This window comes from Butyricimonas sp., from assembly GCF_019423355.1.
GTDB classification, from domain to species: domain Bacteria; phylum Bacteroidota; class Bacteroidia; order Bacteroidales; family Marinifilaceae; genus Butyricimonas; species Butyricimonas faecihominis.
Map to the genome: position 1 here is coordinate 289,378 of NZ_JAHZBP010000002.1, position 18,557 is coordinate 307,934.

An 18,557-nucleotide genomic window follows, 5' to 3' on the forward strand; every position below is an offset into this window, starting at 1 on the left:
TTAAAAAATAATCCCTAATCCACCGGATAACTCCCAAAATTTACCATTAATACCCGACATCCCAGCTGACAGGCACAAACAGCGATAGCGGAATATCACCCCTCCATCGAGTTCCACTCCGGAAAAAGAATCCGGCTCACATTGTAGCCACAAATCCTGCATTTTACTATCATCCACGTACTTATAAAATGAAGCCCGCCATTGCACCCGGCGTTGCCCGTACCCCCCACCGACAAAGAAATAAAAACTGTACGAAAACCGATAAATGATTCCACCGGAAACCCCGAAACGGGATTTTCGCTCTTCGTCCTCCACCCGGTAATACATCTCCCTGAAATCCCGGTTTATTATCCCGCTGCGGTTACACTCGTAATCGTAAGCTCTGCAGGAACGCACATCCGTTTTTAAACGCACAAACCATCCCCAACGACAAACCCGGGCAAACACAAGTCCCCAAGGAGCTGTTTCCGATAAACTGTACAACAGGATGTTCTCTCCACGCTCCTCCTTTTCTTCAATAGAGGCTCGTACTTCAAAAGCCAAAATGCCATTGATTTTTTCCAGCTCGCTGAACACGTCCCACACAACCCGTTTTTTGCCCCCGTATTCAACCCTTCCCACATCACCCGCAATCCTTTTGAGAGGGCCTTGCCAATTTTTCCCGTCATCAAGACTATAATATATCTCAATCCAAGCGTATTGCCGGGGAGGTAAATGTTGTAACCGATAGCAAATCTCGATCGTATTACCGACACTCTTGAACGTCACATCCCGCACCTCTTGGGCATGAAGCGAGACACAAGCCAACAAACCCAAAAATATAATAACGACTTTCCTCATATATTAATTGTACTCGATTAATACTTTATCCGGACGTCCAAACAATTGGGGGGTCTGTTCCCCCCGAATCTTCTGGGAAACTTCCACCACACGGGAAGAGATGTAATCGGACAATTCCCCGGTCGTGATTTTCCCGTCTCCATCCGCATCGGCAGCCCCCTTCAACCCCAAAGCCAAATAATAGGTAAACAGCCCCGTACCGGACTGATCAAAGGCTAGGGAAGACTGGTCATTGCGCGAGGATGTGAACACAAAAAAATTCCGGTTCGTGTGCCACGGGGCTTGCCCTATCCGTCGGACAACCACCCCCTTGGTTCCCGAAATATTCTGCGAGACATAGTTTCTTGAATATTTCGTATCACCCATAAAGCAGGCATCCAGAAAGACCACCACGTTACGAGCCTCCAAGCTATCGAGGTCCCGGTAAAAGCAACTCAACCCGTAGCCACAAGAAGAGGCATTCATAATTTTCCCGTCCACGGGGAAAAGATAAGCCTCCTCTCCGTTCTTTTCGGGTACGCCATGACCGGAATAATAAACATAAACATCCGTCTTTCCTTTTTTTACCATTTTACTCAACTTACCGTTGACTGGATCGAACAATTTTTCGAAGAAATCACCCCGCACTTCACTGTCATAAAAAGTCAACACACGATTTACGCCCAAAGCGTATTGCAGATACTTAGTCATGAGCATCGCATCCTTACAGGCATAGGGAGCAATCGGAAGATAGCGATAGTTTTCTACCCCAATCACGATGGCTATAGCCTCCTCGTTCGGAGTCTTTCCCCGGGGAATCCGAAGAATATCCTCCCCCTCGGGTACCCCCCTGTCCTGAAGAGTCTTCATCCGCAACACGTTCTCCAAAGTCGGATACGACGGAAACACGGCATAACGCACCGGAAGTTCGTTGATTCCTAGAGGTATTTTCAATCTCCGGATCATAACATCGTTACTATAAACAGCCACGAAAACAGGCAAATCCTTGACAACTCCCAACTGACAGTCGGAGGTAATTTGAAATTGCAAACCAACCGATTCACCAATGGGCAACCGATCTTTCCCCTGTTCCGAGGTATATTTTATCAAAACATTCGCATCTGTTGAATAGACACGATAGTTACACCCTTCCAAACTTCCCCCCAGGTTGCGCAACACGACCTTTACATCTGCCGTCTCACCTGCCCGTAGTATTCCGGCATCATTCAACACCTCTACACCCATGCAGACGGGATCCGGCTCCAAACGCTCGACCGAATTAAAATACACGACACTGGTATCCGGTTGTACCCCGAAATACTCCGACACGGAAAATCGCAATGAGTCGGCTCCCGTACGTAAATCTTCACTGGCAAGAAGCGGGATGACAAGCATTCGTTCCGCCCCGGCTTGCAACTCCGAAAGGTAGATATTCTCCCGACAGATCAACGTGTTCCTAGAGGTATCTAATCTTTCAACCTTAATCCCGAAAGCACTTCCTTCCCCACTATTCTGAAAATACACGTACAGCTTCACCGGCTCTGCAGCCTCGATCAATCCGTCTTCATTTCGATCCTGCAAACGCATGGATACCGATAACCTTGAAGGTTTCGAAAATTCGTACACGGGTTCTATCTTCACCCTTTTCCCTTCCGACTTTCCGGAAACGACACGCTGACCGAAAAGCAGAGCGGGTAACAAACATATCCACAAAGAAATGACCACATACCTCATATATCAACACATTACTCGATTACAAAATTATGCCACACTTCAACACGATCCCGTAAAGGTATTTCGAACAACCATTCCAGAACAGACTCATAGTCCGCCTTTCCAGTATAAGGAATTTTCTCATGCGTTGCCACGATAAGCATCACGTTACTCTCCCAATTATTCCGCCCGTTTTTTGTCAACACGTATTCCACATCACATTCACTGGGGAAATGAAACACATCGCCACTCCGGAAACCATGGTCATCTTCATAGCGATTCGGGTATACCCGAAAACCATCCGACGGGTCAAACACAAATATCTTCAAATAACAATCCTTAAACACCCGACAGGAAAACGAGAGTACCTCCCCCTGTCGATAAGTGTTGTGTAGTCCCTCCAATTCTATTTTAAATCCGGGATCCCGTTGCTGGATCTTTTTTACTTTAGCACGGATTCGCACCTCCACGAAGAGACGATCCGTAGTTTCTTCGTATATTTTTCTCACGGATTTCTGACTTACCTGCACAATTCCCCGAATCTCTCCACGCCCGATGTAGTTGTACACCCGTTTATAAAACGAAGTATCTACTCCTTGTATTGCCAAAAAGGAATAGGCTATTTCATCCTCGACTCCCGCTTGTCGTAGGGCATCCCGCTTAGCCTCAAACAAGGCCTTTTCTTCCGCTGACGCCAAGGAAATATCCTTTGTCACCTCCCATCGACCTATGGCTTCCCGAACCTTTACCTGAGTATATCCCCCGATGTAACAGAAGAATAAAAAAGTAAACACGAATATAAATTGCCGCATAATATTACTGTTTATATCCCAAAACCAAAATGACTTCCGTTTCTCCACTTTTTAATACACGGAATAATTCCATGATATAAACCAAATTTTTTAGAGAAGATGAACCGATAATTTTACTCTCTACGATAGTTTGATGCCCTATTTCTCCCCCATATTTTCCTTCATCTACAACCTCAGTATTGACTTTCGACAACGTGGCAACCCGGGAAACCAATCGTCCCGTCAACTCTATTTTTGCTTGATTTTCCGCCTGAATTTTAGCGATATTATAACTAGTTCCCTTAGCTGTCACGGGAATTAATATACACGAAGTATCCCGTTCCCAACGTCTCAACATTGCGACCTGTTCCCGCATTTCAGACATTCCCGGTAATACCTGATATTTATTCCTAACGTAATCACGACATAACCGATCAATCACACGTTGTTCACTATCTCCCGAGGAGACACGTGCTGCACAACCACAAAATAAAAATACACAATAAACGCTAAATAAAACTATAAGGTTTTTATTCATAGCAACCAAAGCCTTAATAATTTCACAAATCTAGCAATTATTTTAAAAATCCTATATTTTAAATCAAACAATTAGGTATCGATCCCTAAATTCGTGAAATCCCCCGTAATTTCAATTCTCGGTTCCGGATATTCAAAAAGGGCAAAGCGGGATTCCGTGCGCCCTTCCGAATAATCCCACAACGAACAGTAATCCTCCACCCGTTCCCCTAACGCTTGCAATTGGCGCAAATAAGCCGCAATCGACTTGCTTTCCACGATATAAATCTCCCCCTCGTGATCCACTTGAGGGCTATGCCGTCGTCCCGCATCCAGAGAAAAACGTAAAATACGCTTTCCCTCCTTTGTCATCCCGACCGTCTGGTACGTCATGCTCTTCCCGATTCCGGGCAGGTTCATCACGTTTCGATCTGTAGCCAGAAACGGTTGCCGATATTTATCCAACAAATCCGGTAATTCTGCGGGAATCCTTTCCGGGTATTCCAACAATTCCAAGACCTCCTTTTCCAGCTCCACGGGCAAATCCCCATACACTTTTTCTTCCAACATCTCTTGTAGCGAACGACTATTCGGGACAAACAAGGCATAATTCTCCTCGAATCCCTTCACTGAAAAAGTGTAATACGTCAGAATGCCGATTCGATTCAGTACCTCTCTCAACCTCGCCGTATGTCCCCGACGTGAAACCGCCACCGTGAACACAGCCTGATTGGTAATAATCCATCCGGCCTCCAGCAAGCGCCGGGTAGCCTGAATCACCTCCTCGGTCACTTCCAAAGGCGACTCGAAATGAGTCTGTATGAAAAATTGCTGAATCCCGACCTGTTCCGCCTTCTCCCGGAATCTTTTCAACACCTCGATCAAACCATCATTTACACGACTGGGCAGATAGGCCAACAATCTCGAACCCAATCTCACCCGTTGAATCTCGGCATATTTTTCTCCTTTCCCACGTCGCTTGTTCAATTCTCGCTTGCGCACGGCCATACGGAAAACGGCATCCAAGATCTTTTCCAACGTCTGGTTTTGACTCATCAGTGCATCCCCTCCCGTAATCAAAATATCCCGCAATTGAGAATCATGCTCGTAATACATCATCAGGCGCTCCATCTTGACTTCCCACCCGTCTGTCGGTTTCAGCCGATCCAAGTTAAAATTCAAATGTCCTTTCTGGAAGTCGTACATCCGCTGGCATAAAGCGCACAGCCCACCACAAGCCCGTCCCATCGAATCCGGGATGAAAATAGCCACTTCGGGATAACGACGATGAATATTCGTGGCATTGGGCAACAACCACCCGGCAGCATTCGGTTTTCCCGGTTCCACCACATCCTCTTTTTCCCACGCACGGATTTGCCCGAAATTCTCCACCAGCTCTTCGGAATAGATCACGTAACTACGAATCGTGGAATCATCGTACCCGTCCGCCCGAACGCTCAACAAGGAAAGATAATAGGGTGTCACGAAAAACGGGATTCCTTTCTGCTTCGCCCGGTGTAAAAGCTCCATTAACTCCGGCGACAACGTGTTACCCATGAACAGGTTCAACTCATCCGGTTCCCGGACAGCTAAAGCGAGATGAAATTTATAATCCCCCCACCATTCACTCACCAACTCCCGTTTTCTCTCCATGCTCATTCCCTCTTCAAAACGATAACGGGTATTCAACTTATCTCTCTTCTCTATTTTCCCGATCAACAAACCACGTATCCGCTCCCGGTTCTCCCGTCGCTCTTGAGCTACATCCTCATCCATCCCGGTTTTCCAACGTCCCCGCCATTGATCACATTGCGCCCGCTCCGGTAAAACGACCTCATCTGTCTGGTATTTCTTAAATAGATAATACCAATCCAACAAAAAATCCGGATGTATGCCATCCCCCTCTCCCCGTAAAGCTTGCCATAACCATTTAATCGGTTCATAACGAATCTTCTCCCCCGTGGAAAAATCCCGAATATGCCGGGTCTCGTTCATGAACATTCGGAAAAATCGTTTTATAGACGAAGAAGTCGAATATTTTGTCAAAGCGGCACGCACATACCCCTTCAGAAATTGTTCAAACTCTTTCCAATCCTTACTAAGGTTTGCACCTTGCATGATCGTCGGGAACTCCCGCTCAAATAAACTCACCAACTCTACACACGAAAAATTCAATACATCTTTCTCCTTCACCTTTTCTCCTTATCTTAGATTAAACAAAAACGACAAATGGATATCGCCCAAACAAGTCCCCGGAAGTCAGGGTTTCGAACATTCATATAGAAAATAAATGCCTGATGTTTACAAATTTAATAAAAAAAGAGAAAGTTCGCAACCTACAAAACAAAAAAAGACGCCGCAATCTCGTGGACACGGCGTCTTTTTCAATATTTACGCGATCTTATCTAAGATCTTCTTCTGTCAAATTTTCCAACAATTTACCATATATCATCCCGGAACAACCCAATATCATGGCCATATAAATAACCATCAAACAACATGCAATAATAACCCCGATAAACGGAATCCAAGTCAATAACAGGGATGCCACTAAAAAGGCTAGATAAACAACAAACATCACAGCAAAAATGATCCATTTGTTGCCATAAGTCATTTTATTACTCAATGATAACGCTTTGGCCGGGTTCACCCCCTTGTCCAGTACAAGATAAAGGGCTTGACTCCAAATAATCCCCAACACGATACCGGGTACAACAAGAAAAATCATGGCCATCAACACCCCTGCCGTGTACCACCCACAAGTCAAAAAGAACTCACCCATATAACGATAATATTGTTTCTCGAAAATACAGAGAGGGGAAAAAATCTCTCCTTTACTGAATTTAATGGGAATCGTCATGATAGCTATCGTGGTCCCCACGTTCACGTAAGGAATCCAGATCGTCAAAAGCCATAATACAATTGCACCCAAAAGAGAAGGCAGATTTTTCATTCCCACCAAAAAACCTTGCGATAACACGCTACCAAAGTCCAATTTCTTTTCCATAATTCTAAATTTAGGTTGAGTAATTAAATTCTACACACGACCTACCACGTTGTCATTCACAAATATAACAAATTTAAACGGAATAACAATTTCATTTAGAACACGAAAAAGAAAAGATATTAGAAAAGGGAGTCAAAAAAATTGACTCCCTTTTCTAATATCTCGTTTTATTATTGGTTGTCTGCCAAAGCCTGAATTCCTCTCCGGCACCCTCTTCTCGTTTATTCTCAAAAGGGATACAACGCATAGGCCCATCCAACACGATCTCTTTATAGATGAAAGAATCATCAAACCCTCCGACAGCGGCATCCTCCTTCGTACAAGCATAATACACCCGTTCCGGTCTCGCCCAGTAAATCGCCCCTAAACACATGGGACACGGTTCACAACTGGAATAAATCTCACAACCTTTCAACTGGAAAGAATCAAGTTGCTTACAAGCCTTGCGAATAGCATTCACTTCCGCATGAGCCGTGGGATCATTATCCGGCACAACCGTATTCCCGGAGGTTGCGATAATCTTACCATCCCGCACAACTACAGCCCCGAACGGTCCTCCTGTCCCATTCTCCACGTTCTTCACGGCAATACGAATTGCCTCCTTCATAAACTCCGGATTATATGCCATTTTAATTTTAGATTTTAGTTTTTAACTTTTATCTTTTTCCCGCTTCTCCAGATCATGTAAATCCCGATCAATACAAAAGGAATACTCAACCATTGCCCCATATTCAAGGTCATGGCGTTTTCAAATTCTTCTTGGTTCTCTTTCACAAACTCGATCACAAAACGAGCGGTAAAGATCAGTACCAAAAACATTCCAAAAAGAAATCCCTGACGATCTTTCGCTTTCGTCTTCCAATACAAATGCATTAAAACAGCAAAACTGATCAAATAACAAATCGCCTCGTACAACTGTGCCGGATGACGGGGTGTCGACGGATCAGGCATCCCGGAATGTACAAAACGGAATCCCCAAGGCAGATCAGTCGGTAAGCCGACAATCTCCGAGTTCATCAGATTTCCCATCCGGATAAAGAAACCGGCCAATGCGATTGGAATTACGGCACGATCCAGAATCCAAAATATTGATTTCCTACTTACCTTCTTGGAATAGTACCACAACCCGGCAATAATACCGATTGCTGCCCCGTGACTAGCCAACCCTTGATATCCGGTAAAACGGAATTCCGGCTGGAATCGAACCGGTAGAATAATTTCAAACGGATGAGCGCTATAATATGCCCAATCATAAAAGAAACAATGTCCTAACCGGGCCCCGATCACCGTGGCAACCGCCACGTATATCCACAACTTATCCAACCACTGCTGGCTCAACCCTTCCGACTTGAACATCTTCTCCTCCACCTTATACCCACACACGAAAGCCAAAGCGAATAACAACCCGTAATAACGAATCGAGAAACCACCTAAACTAATTAATTCGGGACTAACATCCCAATTGATAAATAATGAAACCATAATTATTTTGTGATTTAGTGATTTATGATTAAGAGATTCAATGATTACATAATTACATAATCACGGAATCATCAAATCTCTTAATCACCGAATCAGTCTATTCTTCCCCCTTCCCGTGGCAATTCTTGTATTTCTTTCCACTTCCGCAAGGACACGGATCATTACGTCCTACCTTGGGACCCACTTTCACGGGTTCGGTTTTACGGGGAGCTTGATTGGTCTGAGCGGCAGGAGCATCACTACGTCCCGTACGCATCTTACTTAAATCGGTTCGTTTCTCTTCTGCCTGTTTTACTTCTTCAGGAGCTTCAAAAGGAATTTGTCCCTTCATCAAAGTAGACACGACATTCTTGTTAATTTTGTCCACCATACTCTTGAATAAGTTGAATGACTCGAACTTATAGATCAATAACGGGTCTTTCTGCTCGTAAGTTGCATTCTGCACGGATTGTTTCAAATCATCCATTTCACGCAAATGCTCTTTCCACGCGTCATCGATATGAGCCAACATGATCGACTTCTCGTAAGCACGGATCAACTCCTCACCTTCAGATTTATAAGTCTTCTCAAGATTAGCCACAACATTGTAAGCCCGTTTTCCATCAGTAAACGGCACTACTATATTCTTGAACATTTCCCCTCTCTGCTCGAAAACATTCTTAATCACGGGGAACGCCTGTTTAGCAATAGTTTCCGTCTTACGACTGAATGTATCCCGTACCTCCTTGTACAATCTCTCTGTCAAATTGTTGGCAGAAGTCTTTTGGAAATCCTCTTCTTTTATATCAAAGTCTACAGCAAGATATTTCAACACATCCATACGGAAACCTTCTAAATCATTAGCCTCCTTGTGTTCTTCCACCAATGTCTCGCAAACATCATACATATTGTTGGCAATATCCACACCGATTCTCTCTCCTAGCAAAGCGTGACGTCTCTTCTTGTAGATCACCTCACGTTGAGAGTTCATCACGTCGTCATATTCCAACAAACGCTTACGAATACCGAAGTTATTTTCCTCCACCTTACGTTGTGCGCGCTCGATAGATTTGGTAATCATGGAATGTTGAATCACGTCGCCTTCCTCGTGTCCCAAACGGTCCATCACCCGAATGATTCTCTCGGAACTGAACAAACGCATCAAATCATCTTCCAATGACACGAAGAACTGAGAGGAACCCGGGTCTCCCTGACGTCCGGCACGACCTCTCAACTGACGGTCTACACGACGTGAATCGTGACGTTCCGTACCGATAATGGCCAAACCTCCTGCGGCACGTACCTCTGGGCTTAACTTGATGTCGGTACCACGACCGGCCATGTTGGTTGCAATCGTAACCACTTGTGATTTACCGGCCTCTGCAACAATATCAGCCTCCCGTTGATGCAACTTCGCATTCAACACGTTATGCTTGATACCCCGTAATTTCAACATACGGCTCAACAACTCGGAAACCTCGACGGAAGTCGTACCCACCAACACCGGGCGGCCTTCTCCAACCAATCGGGTAATCTCCTCGATCACCGCATTATATTTCTCACGTTTCGTCTTATACACGTAGTCATTAGCATCCTTTCGGATCACCGGTTTGTTGGTCGGGATAACCACAACATCCAATTTGTAAATATCCCAGAACTCACCCGCTTCCGTCTCTGCCGTACCGGTCATACCGGCTAACTTATGGTACATACGGAAATAGTTCTGTAAGGTGATCGTGGCAAATGTCTGCGTGGCAGCCTCTACTTTCACGTTTTCCTTCGCCTCGATAGCTTGGTGTAAACCGTCTGAATAACGACGTCCTTCCATGATACGCCCCGTCTGCTCGTCCACAATCTTCACCTTGTTGTCGATAACCACGTATTCTACATCCAATTCGAACAACGTGTATGCTTTCAACAACTGGTTCACCGTGTGTACACGCTCAGATTTAGCGGCATAGCTTTGTACCATCTGATCTTTTTTCTCCAGTTTCTCTTCCTCTGTCAGGTTCATCTTATCGATCTCCGCCAATTCAGAACCCACATCTGGCAAGATAAAGAAGTTCGGATCTTCCCCCGCAGCCGTAATCGTATCATGTCCCTTATCCGTCAAATCGATAGAGTTCTGTTTCTCATCAATCACGAAATAAAGTTCATCCGTAATCTCCGGCATACGACGGTTATTCTCCTGCATATAAACATTCTCGGTTTTCACCAAGGTAGCCTTGTTTCCTTGTTCACTCAAGAACTTGATCAATGGCTTATATTTGGGTAATCCCTTATATGCTCTCAACAACAATATAGCCCCCTGTTCCTCTTGTTTCCGATCACCGCTAGCCAACAACGTTTTAGCTTCCGTGAAAATCCGGGCAACCAACTCACGCTGCATACGCACCAACTTCTCCACACGAGGTTTGTACTCGTCAAACATCTGAATGTCCCCCTTCGGAACCGGCCCCGAAATAATCAACGGGGTACGGGCATCGTCAATCAACACGGAGTCGACCTCATCGACAATCGCGTAATGATGCTTGCGTTGTACCAAGTCTTCCGGGTGAATAGCCATGTTATCCCTCAAATAATCGAAACCGAATTCATTGTTCGTTCCGAAAGTAATATCTGCCTGATAAGCTTTCCGTCTCTCCGGAGAATTCGGTTCTGTCTTGTCAATACAATCTACCGACAACCCGTGAAACATATAAAGAGGTCCCATCCACTCGGAGTCACGTTTTGCCAGATAATCATTGACCGTAACCACGTGTACTCCACGACCCGTCAAGGCATTCAGGAATACAGGCAAAGTAGCCACCAACGTTTTACCTTCACCGGTAGCCATCTCGGCAATCTTACCTTGGTGTAACACGGAACCTCCTATCAACTGCACGTCATAGTGAACCATGTCCCAAGTTACCTCGTTACCTCCGGCCAACCAAGAGTTGAAATAAACGGCATCCTCCCCGTCAATCTCCACGAAATCTTTCGTTACGGCCAAATCACGATCAAAATCGTTAGCCTTCACTACGATCTCTTTATTTTCTTTGAAACGTCTTGCCGTATCTTTCATCACGGCAAACGCCAAAGGTAATATTTCGTTTAGAACATCCTCTAACTTCGTGTTAATCTGTTCTTCCAGCTTATCAATCCGGTTATAAATTTCCTCTCTTTCCTCGATCGAAGGTTTCTCATTCTCTACTTTTGCTTTCAAAGAAGCTATTTCATCCTCTTCTTCCTTCACGTGAGCGTGAATCTTTGCTTTCAGATCAGCTGAAATCTGTCTCAACTCATCATGGCTCACGCCTTTGATTTTTTCCCACTCTACATTTACTTTTGATGCGATCGGCAATAATTCTTTCAAGTCACGATCAGACTTGTTACCAAAAAGACTTTTTAATATATCGTTAAATCCCATAGTTTATAATTGAAAATTGAAAATTGAAAATTGAAAATGACCAAGCACAAATCTCCTTTAGTCATTCAATCGTAAATCTAAAATCATAAATCCGAAATCATTCCATTTTCCCGGGAGCCCGGATGGGATTTGCTGCAATTTCCGGGACTTTCCAACCCGGTAGTACAACAGACGAATAAGTAGTATAAACTTTTACAGCATCCACGGTTTCCGCGTGACTCTGATTGTAGAAATCGCCATAATCGAAATCCTCCGTGGACCTTTTCTCAGTAGAAATCGTGATTACCTTTTCGGTAGAAGAAACCAACAAACGATAGCAATCTGTCCTAACGGATACATTCCCCCCACGCACATTTATCGGCAGGGTTGCCACGCATCCAGCGACAACATACAAAGCTGCTATCAAATATTTATTCATTTCCATACCGCCAAAGATAATGCTTTTCTCCTAACTTTCAGTTTTTATCTTTTAGTTTTTATCTTTTTAGATTCCATGATTCCCTCCTACCATCCAATACTCTTTGTAATCACGAAATCATTTAATCGCCAATCACAAAATCTTACTCTTACAGCTTTTCCCCGAAAGCCAAATCTCCGGCATCACCAATTCCCGGATCGATATAGCAACTCTCTGTCAGATGCTCATCCAATGCTCCCGTCCAGATCGTTACCGGCTCATCTTTCAAAGCCTCTGTAAGTTTTTCTATACCTTGACGACTGGAAACAATAGCCGCAATATGCGTGTGTGCGGGCCTTCCTCCCTGTTTCAATAACTCGTGATAAGCCACCACGATAGAACCTCCCGTGGCTAACATCGGATCTACCAGCAATAACTGTTTTCCTTCCAAACTTGGCGTGTAAATAGAATCGAAACGGATTTCAAAATCAATATGATTTTCCTTATATTTTCTTCTTGCCGAAATAAAAGCACTCCCGGAACGATCGAAATAGTTCAAAAAACCTTGATGAAAAGGTAATCCTGCACGCAACACGGATGCCACCACCACCTCTTCGTCTGCCAATCTGACATCAGCCACGTTAATCGGTGTCTGTACTTGTTGCGTTGAATAACGAAACGTCTTACTGATCTCGTAAGCCATCACCTCACCAACCCGTTCCAGATTCCGACGAAAACGCAACGGATCTTTTTGAATTTCTTTATCCCTAAGTTCTGCTAAAAAACGATTATAAACCGAATCCTCCTTGTTAATAATATGCACCATTTTATCTATTTCTTTTCTTAAACCTTTTCGATCACACGCACCTATCCTGTAATTTAAAATCTAAAATTTAAAATCGTAAATCTTCATTTATTCTATTTCTTCATACTCCGCATCCTCAATCTCTCCACCTCCCATCTTCTGTTGTTGCTCAGCCTCATGCGTCTCCTTGCGCAACTGATTAACCTTATAATGATTAATCAAATCCGTTATCCCGTAAAATATTGTCACAGCACCGAAGAAAGTTATAATTCCTTCTTTCGCCGAGAACGGATTAGCAAAAACAATCAATCCGGCCAACAAAATAATTACCGGATACACGTAACTCAACGGAGCGATATGCCCGAATTTCCTCGCAGAAGTCAACATCACCAACTGACCGATACCCGCAACAATCAGGATAAATCCCAACAAATACATCAACATGTTGGTGAAAAAATCAGCCATCGACCACAATAGAATACCCAAAATAATACTTCCGATCCCGTTAAAAGAAGTCAGTCCCCTAGCCGAACGTTCATCCTGATCCCGCATAGAGACCAGAAAAGAGATAATCCCGGTAACACAAAATACGGCTCCGATAATCTTTACCGTGTAATTTAACACTTCTGTCGGCCACAGTACGAGCACAAGACCTAAAACAATCGCCACGATCGATTTAACGATAGTTCTTTTGTAATTTCCGGAAGTATAAATAATCTGCATAACTTCTATTTTTTTAATTTATACGAAATTCGTCAACGAAAGTAGTGATTATTTTTGAAAAAATTAAGCCGGACGACCTGTCCGGCTTAATTTTTTATTTAATCAGTTCAACACTTCGTTTTACAAACCTGTTCAGCGCCTCGCCTTTCAGTAGCCCGTTCGCTAACAACGCCAAGTCAATTAACTGACCAACAACCTTGTTACCTTTCCCGTACTCCTCCAGCAACGAGTTCTTTTGCTTGTTCAGATCGGCTATTGTCTTACTATACTCACTCTTCCGATCTTTATCCACTTGAGGAATCTCCTCGTCTTTCTTACCCTTATTCAACTCGTCCAGTTCTGCCTGTTTCTTTTCAGTCTCCTTGATCTCGAAATTAATCGGCTCCAACTGAGCACTCATTTCCTCTTTCTCGTTCTCTAGGATTGCGTTCACCAACTTATGATCCGTGTTTACCACCAAAGTGTACTGATCGCCCATTGCCCCGTAGAATCCCATTCCCGGATTCATGGCTGCCATCTCTTTCATACGACGCATGAACTCAGAACGTGTCACGATCACCGGATCACCATTCTCACCCATAGCCTCGAAATTAACCATAAACATTCCTTCCTCCTTCGGTAACTGGGAAGTAAACACGGCACGCAATTCCTCTTGTTCCTCGTGACTCAAAGCAACCTCTTTCGTCTCTTCCTTCGGGATCAACTTGTCGATAACATCCGAATCCACCCGTACAAAACGGTGATCGGAATTCTTTTGTTCCAAATGGTTGATAAAATGTGTATCCAACTGACCATCCATCAACAACACATCATATCCCTTACCTTTGGCAGTCTCTATATACGTGTACTGTTCTTTCACATCCGTGGCATACAGGAACACCACCTTATTATCTTTATCCGTTTGGTTGGCTTTAATCAAGTTCTCGTACTCTTCATACGTGAAATATTTCCCTTCCGTGTTCTTGAACAAGAAAATACTCTTGGCTCTCTCTGCGAATTTCTCATCCGTCAACATACCATATTGGATGAAAATTTTCAAATCATCCCACTTCTTCTCGTAGTCTTCCCGCTTATTCGTGAAAATATCATTCAAACTATCAGCCACCTTCTTCGTGATATGACTTGAAATCTTCTTCACGTTACGATCGCTCTGTAAATAAGAACGGGACACGTTCAACGGAATATCCGGTGAATCGATCACACCATGCAACAACGTCAAGTACTCCGGCACAATTCCTTCCACGGAATCCGTCACGTACACTTGATTGCTATATAATTGAATCTTGTTCTTCTGAATCTCGAACTTGTTGTCGATCTTCGGAAAATACAATATACCCGTCAAGTTAAAAGGATAATCCACGTTCAAGTGAATATGGAACAACGGATCTTGAGCCATCGGGTACAATTCACGATAGAACTTCTCGTAATCCTCCTCCGTCAGATCAGCCGGTTTACGGGTCCATGCCGGATTCGTATCATTGATCACGTTATCTTCCGTCGTATCTTTGTATTCCCCGTCCTTCCACTCTTTCTTCTTTCCGGAAATAATCTCTATCGGCAAGAACTTGCAATACTTGGTCAGCAATTCATTCACCTTAGCATCTTCCAAAAAATCTTTCTCTTCCTCGCTGATATACATGATAATATCCGTACCTCTCTCGGCCTTTTCCGTCTCCTCCAACGTGTATTCCGGATTTCCCTCGCATGACCATTTTACAGCCTTCGCCCCCTCTTTATAAGATTTCGTCACGATCTCCACCCGGTCACTCACCATGAACGAAGAATAGAAACCTAACCCGAAATGCCCGATAATGGCCGCGGCGTTATCCTTGTATTTGTTCATGAACTCCTCCGCACCGGAAAAAGCGATTTGGTTGATATACTTCTCCACTTCCTCTTGCGTCATACCGATACCGTTATCCGATACCGTCAGCGTCCCTGCCGCTTTGTCAGCCTTCACCCTTACCTTCAACTCACCAAGTTCACCTTTAAACTCCCCGTTCGAAGCCAATACTTTCATTTTTTGAGAAGCATCCACCGCATTCGAAACAATCTCTCTCAAAAAGATCTCGTGATCCGAGTATAAAAATTTCTTGATAATCGGGAACAAATTCCCTGTTGAAACTCCAATCTTTCCTGTTGACATAACTCTATATTTTTAATTTAATTATACTTCAAATTTTACGACAACTAAATGACAATAGTTATGCCAAACCCAAATTCCTGCCGATTTGACAGCTACATCTTCACCTACTACAACTTTTTCATCGTACAAAAATACCCCGAACTTTCATCCGGGGTACTATCTCTTTTTACAAACAATCACAAATTATCAAACTAATAATTCCGATGGTTGTAGAACCGGCAATGTGGACAATTTAAAATCTTTTACATTTCGAGTTACAATTGCTTCGATTTTTCTATTCTGCAAAGCAGAAAAATATTGTATTGCATCCTCAAAATCACCAAATTCAGAATCAAGAGATAAACGAATTATTTTCCCATTTACAGGAAGAATTCCCACGTATTTAGACAATTCTTTCAAACTTTCTATCGTTCTCTCATGCCCCAAATATCGTCGAATAATGTAATATATATTCGAATATGACAAGGAGGATATATACACGCAAATTTCACCACGCCCTGCAGCATCCATAAGATTTGAAGCCGCTTCCGCAAATTCACCACGATTTGCCAACATATCAATGACGACATTTGTATCTACACAATAATGCTTCATTTTTCCAAAGATCTATTTTTCAATTCCTCTTTATAATCAAAATTTTCTGGAAGATTAACAATTCCCCTTAATTTTGAAGAAACAGGCTTGTCTTTTACCTCTGTTCCAAGCAAGCTTTTTAATTGCTTTTCGACGACCTCCGTGATCGTCCGACCTTTAGATTTTGCATATTTTTTCAACTGCTCAAAAAGACTCAAATCAACCTCTATTGTTGCTTTTGTACTCATAACATAAACATTTTTACAAATATAGGAAACTTTCATACAAAAAACAATAGCCCTCAAAACAAAATACCCCGAACTTTCATCCGGGGTACTATCTCTTTTTCAATCACGTAATCCCTACATCATTTAACGATCTTCATCAACGTCAAAAATATAATTTTAAAATACTCTTTCAAACATCGATTATTTATATACTTCATGTTATACCGTATCTTATCCGGCATAATTTGCTCCACATAAGCCCGGTCCGGATCACTTGCCTGTCCCAAGATTGTATTTTCATCCGCATACTCGATAGAAGCATAATCCGTTATACCCGGAACAACCGCCAACACTTTACGCTGCTCGACAGTGTACATATCCACGTACTTCCTCACCTCCGGTCTCGGTCCCACCAAACTCATCTCACCCCGCACCACATTCAACAACTGCGGCAACTCGTCCAGTTTATATTTTCTCAGGAAATACCCGACCCGTGTTACCCGTGAATCCTTTGCTCCCACGGTTATCAACCCCTTCTTATCCGCCCCACTCGCCATGGATCGAAACTTAAACAACCGGAAATCCTTACCATCCCGCCCCACTCGCACCTGACGATAAAACACACCTCCCCGACTATCCAACACGATACATAAAGCTATAATCACAAAAATGGGTGATAGAACTATCAAGCCCAATAAAGAAAAGAAAACATCACAAAAGCGTATCACGCTAAAACCTCTTCTACAGAACAAATAACAGCATCAATAACCGTTTTTACCATCTCCTCACTCAACCCATACCACACTGGTAAAGAAATCTCCCGGCAATAATTATCGTAAGCAACCGGATAATCTTCAATCTTATACCCCTTATTCTTAAATGCACTCAACAAAGGTAAGGGTTGAAAATGCACGTTTACCGAAACATCCTTGTCAAAAATCCGCTGAATAATCTCATCCCGTTGTTGCTCCGTGATTCCCTTCACCCGCAAACAGTACACGTGATAAGAACTCTTCCGGTCTTCCGTTTCATAAATCGGTAATTCTGCCCATCCGTATCGGGCAAAAGCATCCGTATATTGATCATATATACACTTCCGGTAGTGTAAAGTATCATCCTCGTAACGAGACAACTCCACCAAACCGATAGAAGCCATAATATCCGTCATATTCCCCTTAAAACCAGACACAAGTACGTCATAACGCCACGCTCCCTTTTTCGTCTTGGCCAGCGCATCTTTATTTTGTCCATGCAAAGTATATGTACACAAATACCTATATACTTCCTCGTTATCAAAAGGCTCCGGCAAGTTCAACATAATCGCTCCACCCTCCGCCGTGGTCAGATTCTTCACCGCATGGAAAGAGAACACCGAAACATCAGCCAGGCATCCCGCTTTCCGCCCCTTGTATTCCGCCCCTATCGAATGAGCCGAGTCCGACAAAATCAAAATCCTCCCCAACTTCCTCTGCTCTTCCGTCTTCACCTGAAACAACGTTTTCACATCCTCTGCCTCCACCAATTCAAACAACTCATCATATGCACATGGCATACCTCCCAAATCAACAGGCATTATCACCTTTGTCTTATCCGTGATCGCCTCCCTCACTTTCTCCAAACACACGTCAAAATCATCCGCATTCACATCCACCATCACCGGTTTCGCCCCACAATGCACGATCACATTCGCCGTAGCACAATACGTGTACGCCGGCACAATCACCTCATCCCCCTCCTGCACTCCAAACCACCGTAGCACAACTTCAAGCCCCACAGTATTCGAGTTCACAGCCAACGTCGCCTTGTTTCCACAATACGCTGTCAACCTCCGTTCAAACTCCTTCGTTTTCGGTCCTGTCGTAATCCAACCGGACTTCAAGGTATCAACAACCTCATCAATAACCTTCTGGTCAATTCTTGGTGGTGAAAATGGTATCATAATAAATTTATTAATTCTAATTGATTTACAT

At 43.6% G+C, this 18,557-nt stretch carries 17 protein-coding genes; all 17 read right to left on the reverse strand.

Going from position 1 to position 18,557, the window contains the following annotated elements; all coding sequences use genetic code 11:
- The 17 genes from QVC79_RS03900 to QVC79_RS03980 all read right to left on the reverse strand — a co-directional run bounded on the left by QVC79_RS03900 (position 1) and on the right by QVC79_RS03980 (position 18,529).
- A complete protein-coding gene (locus tag QVC79_RS03900) occupies positions 1-840 on the reverse strand; it encodes a hypothetical protein (protein ID WP_270593644.1) in 840 nt (279 codons plus the stop codon).
- A 3-nt stretch (positions 841-843) separates the two neighbouring features.
- Positions 844-2,553, reverse strand: a complete 1,710-nt coding sequence (locus QVC79_RS03905; protein WP_270593642.1) for a caspase family protein — start codon at positions 2,551-2,553, stop codon at positions 844-846.
- Positions 2,554-2,564: 11 nt separating this feature from the next.
- Positions 2,565-3,344: a DUF4384 domain-containing protein gene (locus QVC79_RS03910; RefSeq protein ID WP_270593640.1), complete on the reverse strand. Its 780-nt coding sequence runs from the start codon at positions 3,342-3,344 to the stop codon at positions 2,565-2,567.
- Positions 3,345-3,348: 4 nt separating this feature from the next.
- Positions 3,349-3,861, reverse strand: a complete 513-nt coding sequence (locus tag QVC79_RS03915; protein WP_270593639.1) for a hypothetical protein — start codon at positions 3,859-3,861, stop codon at positions 3,349-3,351.
- 71 nt (positions 3,862-3,932) lie between these two features.
- Positions 3,933-6,032 carry a KamA family radical SAM protein gene (locus QVC79_RS03920; RefSeq protein ID WP_270593638.1) on the reverse strand — a complete coding sequence of 700 codons (2,100 nt, stop codon included), beginning with the start codon at positions 6,030-6,032 and terminating at the stop codon, positions 3,933-3,935.
- A gap of 208 nt (positions 6,033-6,240) precedes the next feature.
- Complete coding sequence (locus QVC79_RS03925; protein WP_270593637.1) at positions 6,241-6,846, reverse strand: hypothetical protein; 606 nt, start codon at positions 6,844-6,846, stop codon at positions 6,241-6,243.
- A 154-nt stretch (positions 6,847-7,000) separates the two neighbouring features.
- Entirely contained in the window at positions 7,001-7,474 is a 474-nt protein-coding gene (locus QVC79_RS03930) for a nucleoside deaminase (RefSeq protein WP_270593635.1), read from the reverse strand.
- A gap of 14 nt (positions 7,475-7,488) precedes the next feature.
- The gene (gene lgt / locus QVC79_RS03935) at positions 7,489-8,328 is read right to left on the reverse strand and encodes a prolipoprotein diacylglyceryl transferase (protein ID WP_151411449.1); all 840 of its coding nucleotides are present in this window, start codon (positions 8,326-8,328) and stop codon (positions 7,489-7,491) included.
- Positions 8,329-8,425: 97 nt separating this feature from the next.
- Complete coding sequence (gene secA / locus QVC79_RS03940) at positions 8,426-11,716, reverse strand: preprotein translocase subunit SecA (RefSeq protein ID WP_270593633.1); 3,291 nt, start codon at positions 11,714-11,716, stop codon at positions 8,426-8,428.
- Positions 11,717-11,813: 97 nt separating this feature from the next.
- Positions 11,814-12,140, reverse strand: coding sequence for a hypothetical protein (locus QVC79_RS03945; RefSeq protein WP_151411448.1), 327 nt, complete (start codon positions 12,138-12,140; stop codon positions 11,814-11,816).
- A gap of 142 nt (positions 12,141-12,282) precedes the next feature.
- Complete coding sequence (gene upp, locus QVC79_RS03950; RefSeq protein ID WP_270593631.1) at positions 12,283-12,939, reverse strand: uracil phosphoribosyltransferase; 657 nt, start codon at positions 12,937-12,939, stop codon at positions 12,283-12,285.
- Positions 12,940-13,026: 87 nt separating this feature from the next.
- Positions 13,027-13,641, reverse strand: a complete 615-nt coding sequence (locus tag QVC79_RS03955; RefSeq protein WP_118305018.1) for an HdeD family acid-resistance protein — start codon at positions 13,639-13,641, stop codon at positions 13,027-13,029.
- 94 nt (positions 13,642-13,735) lie between these two features.
- The gene (gene htpG, locus QVC79_RS03960; RefSeq protein ID WP_270593629.1) at positions 13,736-15,787 is read right to left on the reverse strand and encodes a molecular chaperone HtpG; all 2,052 of its coding nucleotides are present in this window, start codon (positions 15,785-15,787) and stop codon (positions 13,736-13,738) included.
- A 186-nt stretch (positions 15,788-15,973) separates the two neighbouring features.
- Entirely contained in the window at positions 15,974-16,381 is a 408-nt protein-coding gene (locus tag QVC79_RS03965) for a type II toxin-antitoxin system VapC family toxin (RefSeq protein ID WP_124318241.1), read from the reverse strand.
- The gene (locus QVC79_RS03970; protein ID WP_124318240.1) at positions 16,378-16,608 is read right to left on the reverse strand and encodes a DUF6364 family protein; all 231 of its coding nucleotides are present in this window, start codon (positions 16,606-16,608) and stop codon (positions 16,378-16,380) included. Before QVC79_RS03970 ends, QVC79_RS03965 begins: the two co-directional genes overlap by 4 nt.
- A 119-nt stretch (positions 16,609-16,727) precedes the next feature.
- Complete coding sequence (locus tag QVC79_RS03975) at positions 16,728-17,315, reverse strand: sugar transferase (RefSeq protein WP_270593626.1); 588 nt, start codon at positions 17,313-17,315, stop codon at positions 16,728-16,730.
- Positions 17,312-18,529, reverse strand: a complete 1,218-nt coding sequence (locus QVC79_RS03980) for a DegT/DnrJ/EryC1/StrS family aminotransferase (RefSeq protein ID WP_416336079.1) — start codon at positions 18,527-18,529, stop codon at positions 17,312-17,314. The genes QVC79_RS03975 and QVC79_RS03980 overlap by 4 nt, the downstream gene beginning before the upstream one ends.
- Positions 18,530-18,557 lie beyond the last annotated feature (28 nt).

Bases quoted from the DNA above. Each gene is read 5' to 3' on its own strand.
- QVC79_RS03915 (WP_270593639.1), bottom strand. From the start codon at position 3,861: ATGAATAAAAACCTTATAGTTTTATTTAGCGTTTATTGTGTATTTTTA.
- QVC79_RS03970 (WP_124318240.1), bottom strand. From the start codon at position 16,608: ATGAGTACAAAAGCAACAATAGAGGTTGATTTGAGTCTTTTTGAGCAG.
- QVC79_RS03905 (WP_270593642.1), bottom strand. From the start codon at position 2,553: ATGAGGTATGTGGTCATTTCTTTGTGGATATGTTTGTTACCCGCTCTG.
- QVC79_RS03900 (WP_270593644.1), bottom strand. From the start codon at position 840: ATGAGGAAAGTCGTTATTATATTTTTGGGTTTGTTGGCTTGTGTCTCG.
- htpG (WP_270593629.1), bottom strand. From the start codon at position 15,787: ATGTCAACAGGAAAGATTGGAGTTTCAACAGGGAATTTGTTCCCGATT.
- QVC79_RS03910 (WP_270593640.1), bottom strand. From the start codon at position 3,344: ATGCGGCAATTTATATTCGTGTTTACTTTTTTATTCTTCTGTTACATC.
- secA (WP_270593633.1), bottom strand. From the start codon at position 11,716: ATGGGATTTAACGATATATTAAAAAGTCTTTTTGGTAACAAGTCTGAT.
- QVC79_RS03930 (WP_270593635.1), bottom strand. From the start codon at position 7,474: ATGGCATATAATCCGGAGTTTATGAAGGAGGCAATTCGTATTGCCGTG.
- lgt (WP_151411449.1), bottom strand. From the start codon at position 8,328: ATGGTTTCATTATTTATCAATTGGGATGTTAGTCCCGAATTAATTAGT.
- QVC79_RS03965 (WP_124318241.1), bottom strand. From the start codon at position 16,381: ATGAAGCATTATTGTGTAGATACAAATGTCGTCATTGATATGTTGGCA.
- QVC79_RS03955 (WP_118305018.1), bottom strand. From the start codon at position 13,641: ATGCAGATTATTTATACTTCCGGAAATTACAAAAGAACTATCGTTAAA.
- upp (WP_270593631.1), bottom strand. From the start codon at position 12,939: ATGGTGCATATTATTAACAAGGAGGATTCGGTTTATAATCGTTTTTTA.
- QVC79_RS03945 (WP_151411448.1), bottom strand. From the start codon at position 12,140: ATGGAAATGAATAAATATTTGATAGCAGCTTTGTATGTTGTCGCTGGA.
- QVC79_RS03925 (WP_270593637.1), bottom strand. From the start codon at position 6,846: ATGGAAAAGAAATTGGACTTTGGTAGCGTGTTATCGCAAGGTTTTTTG.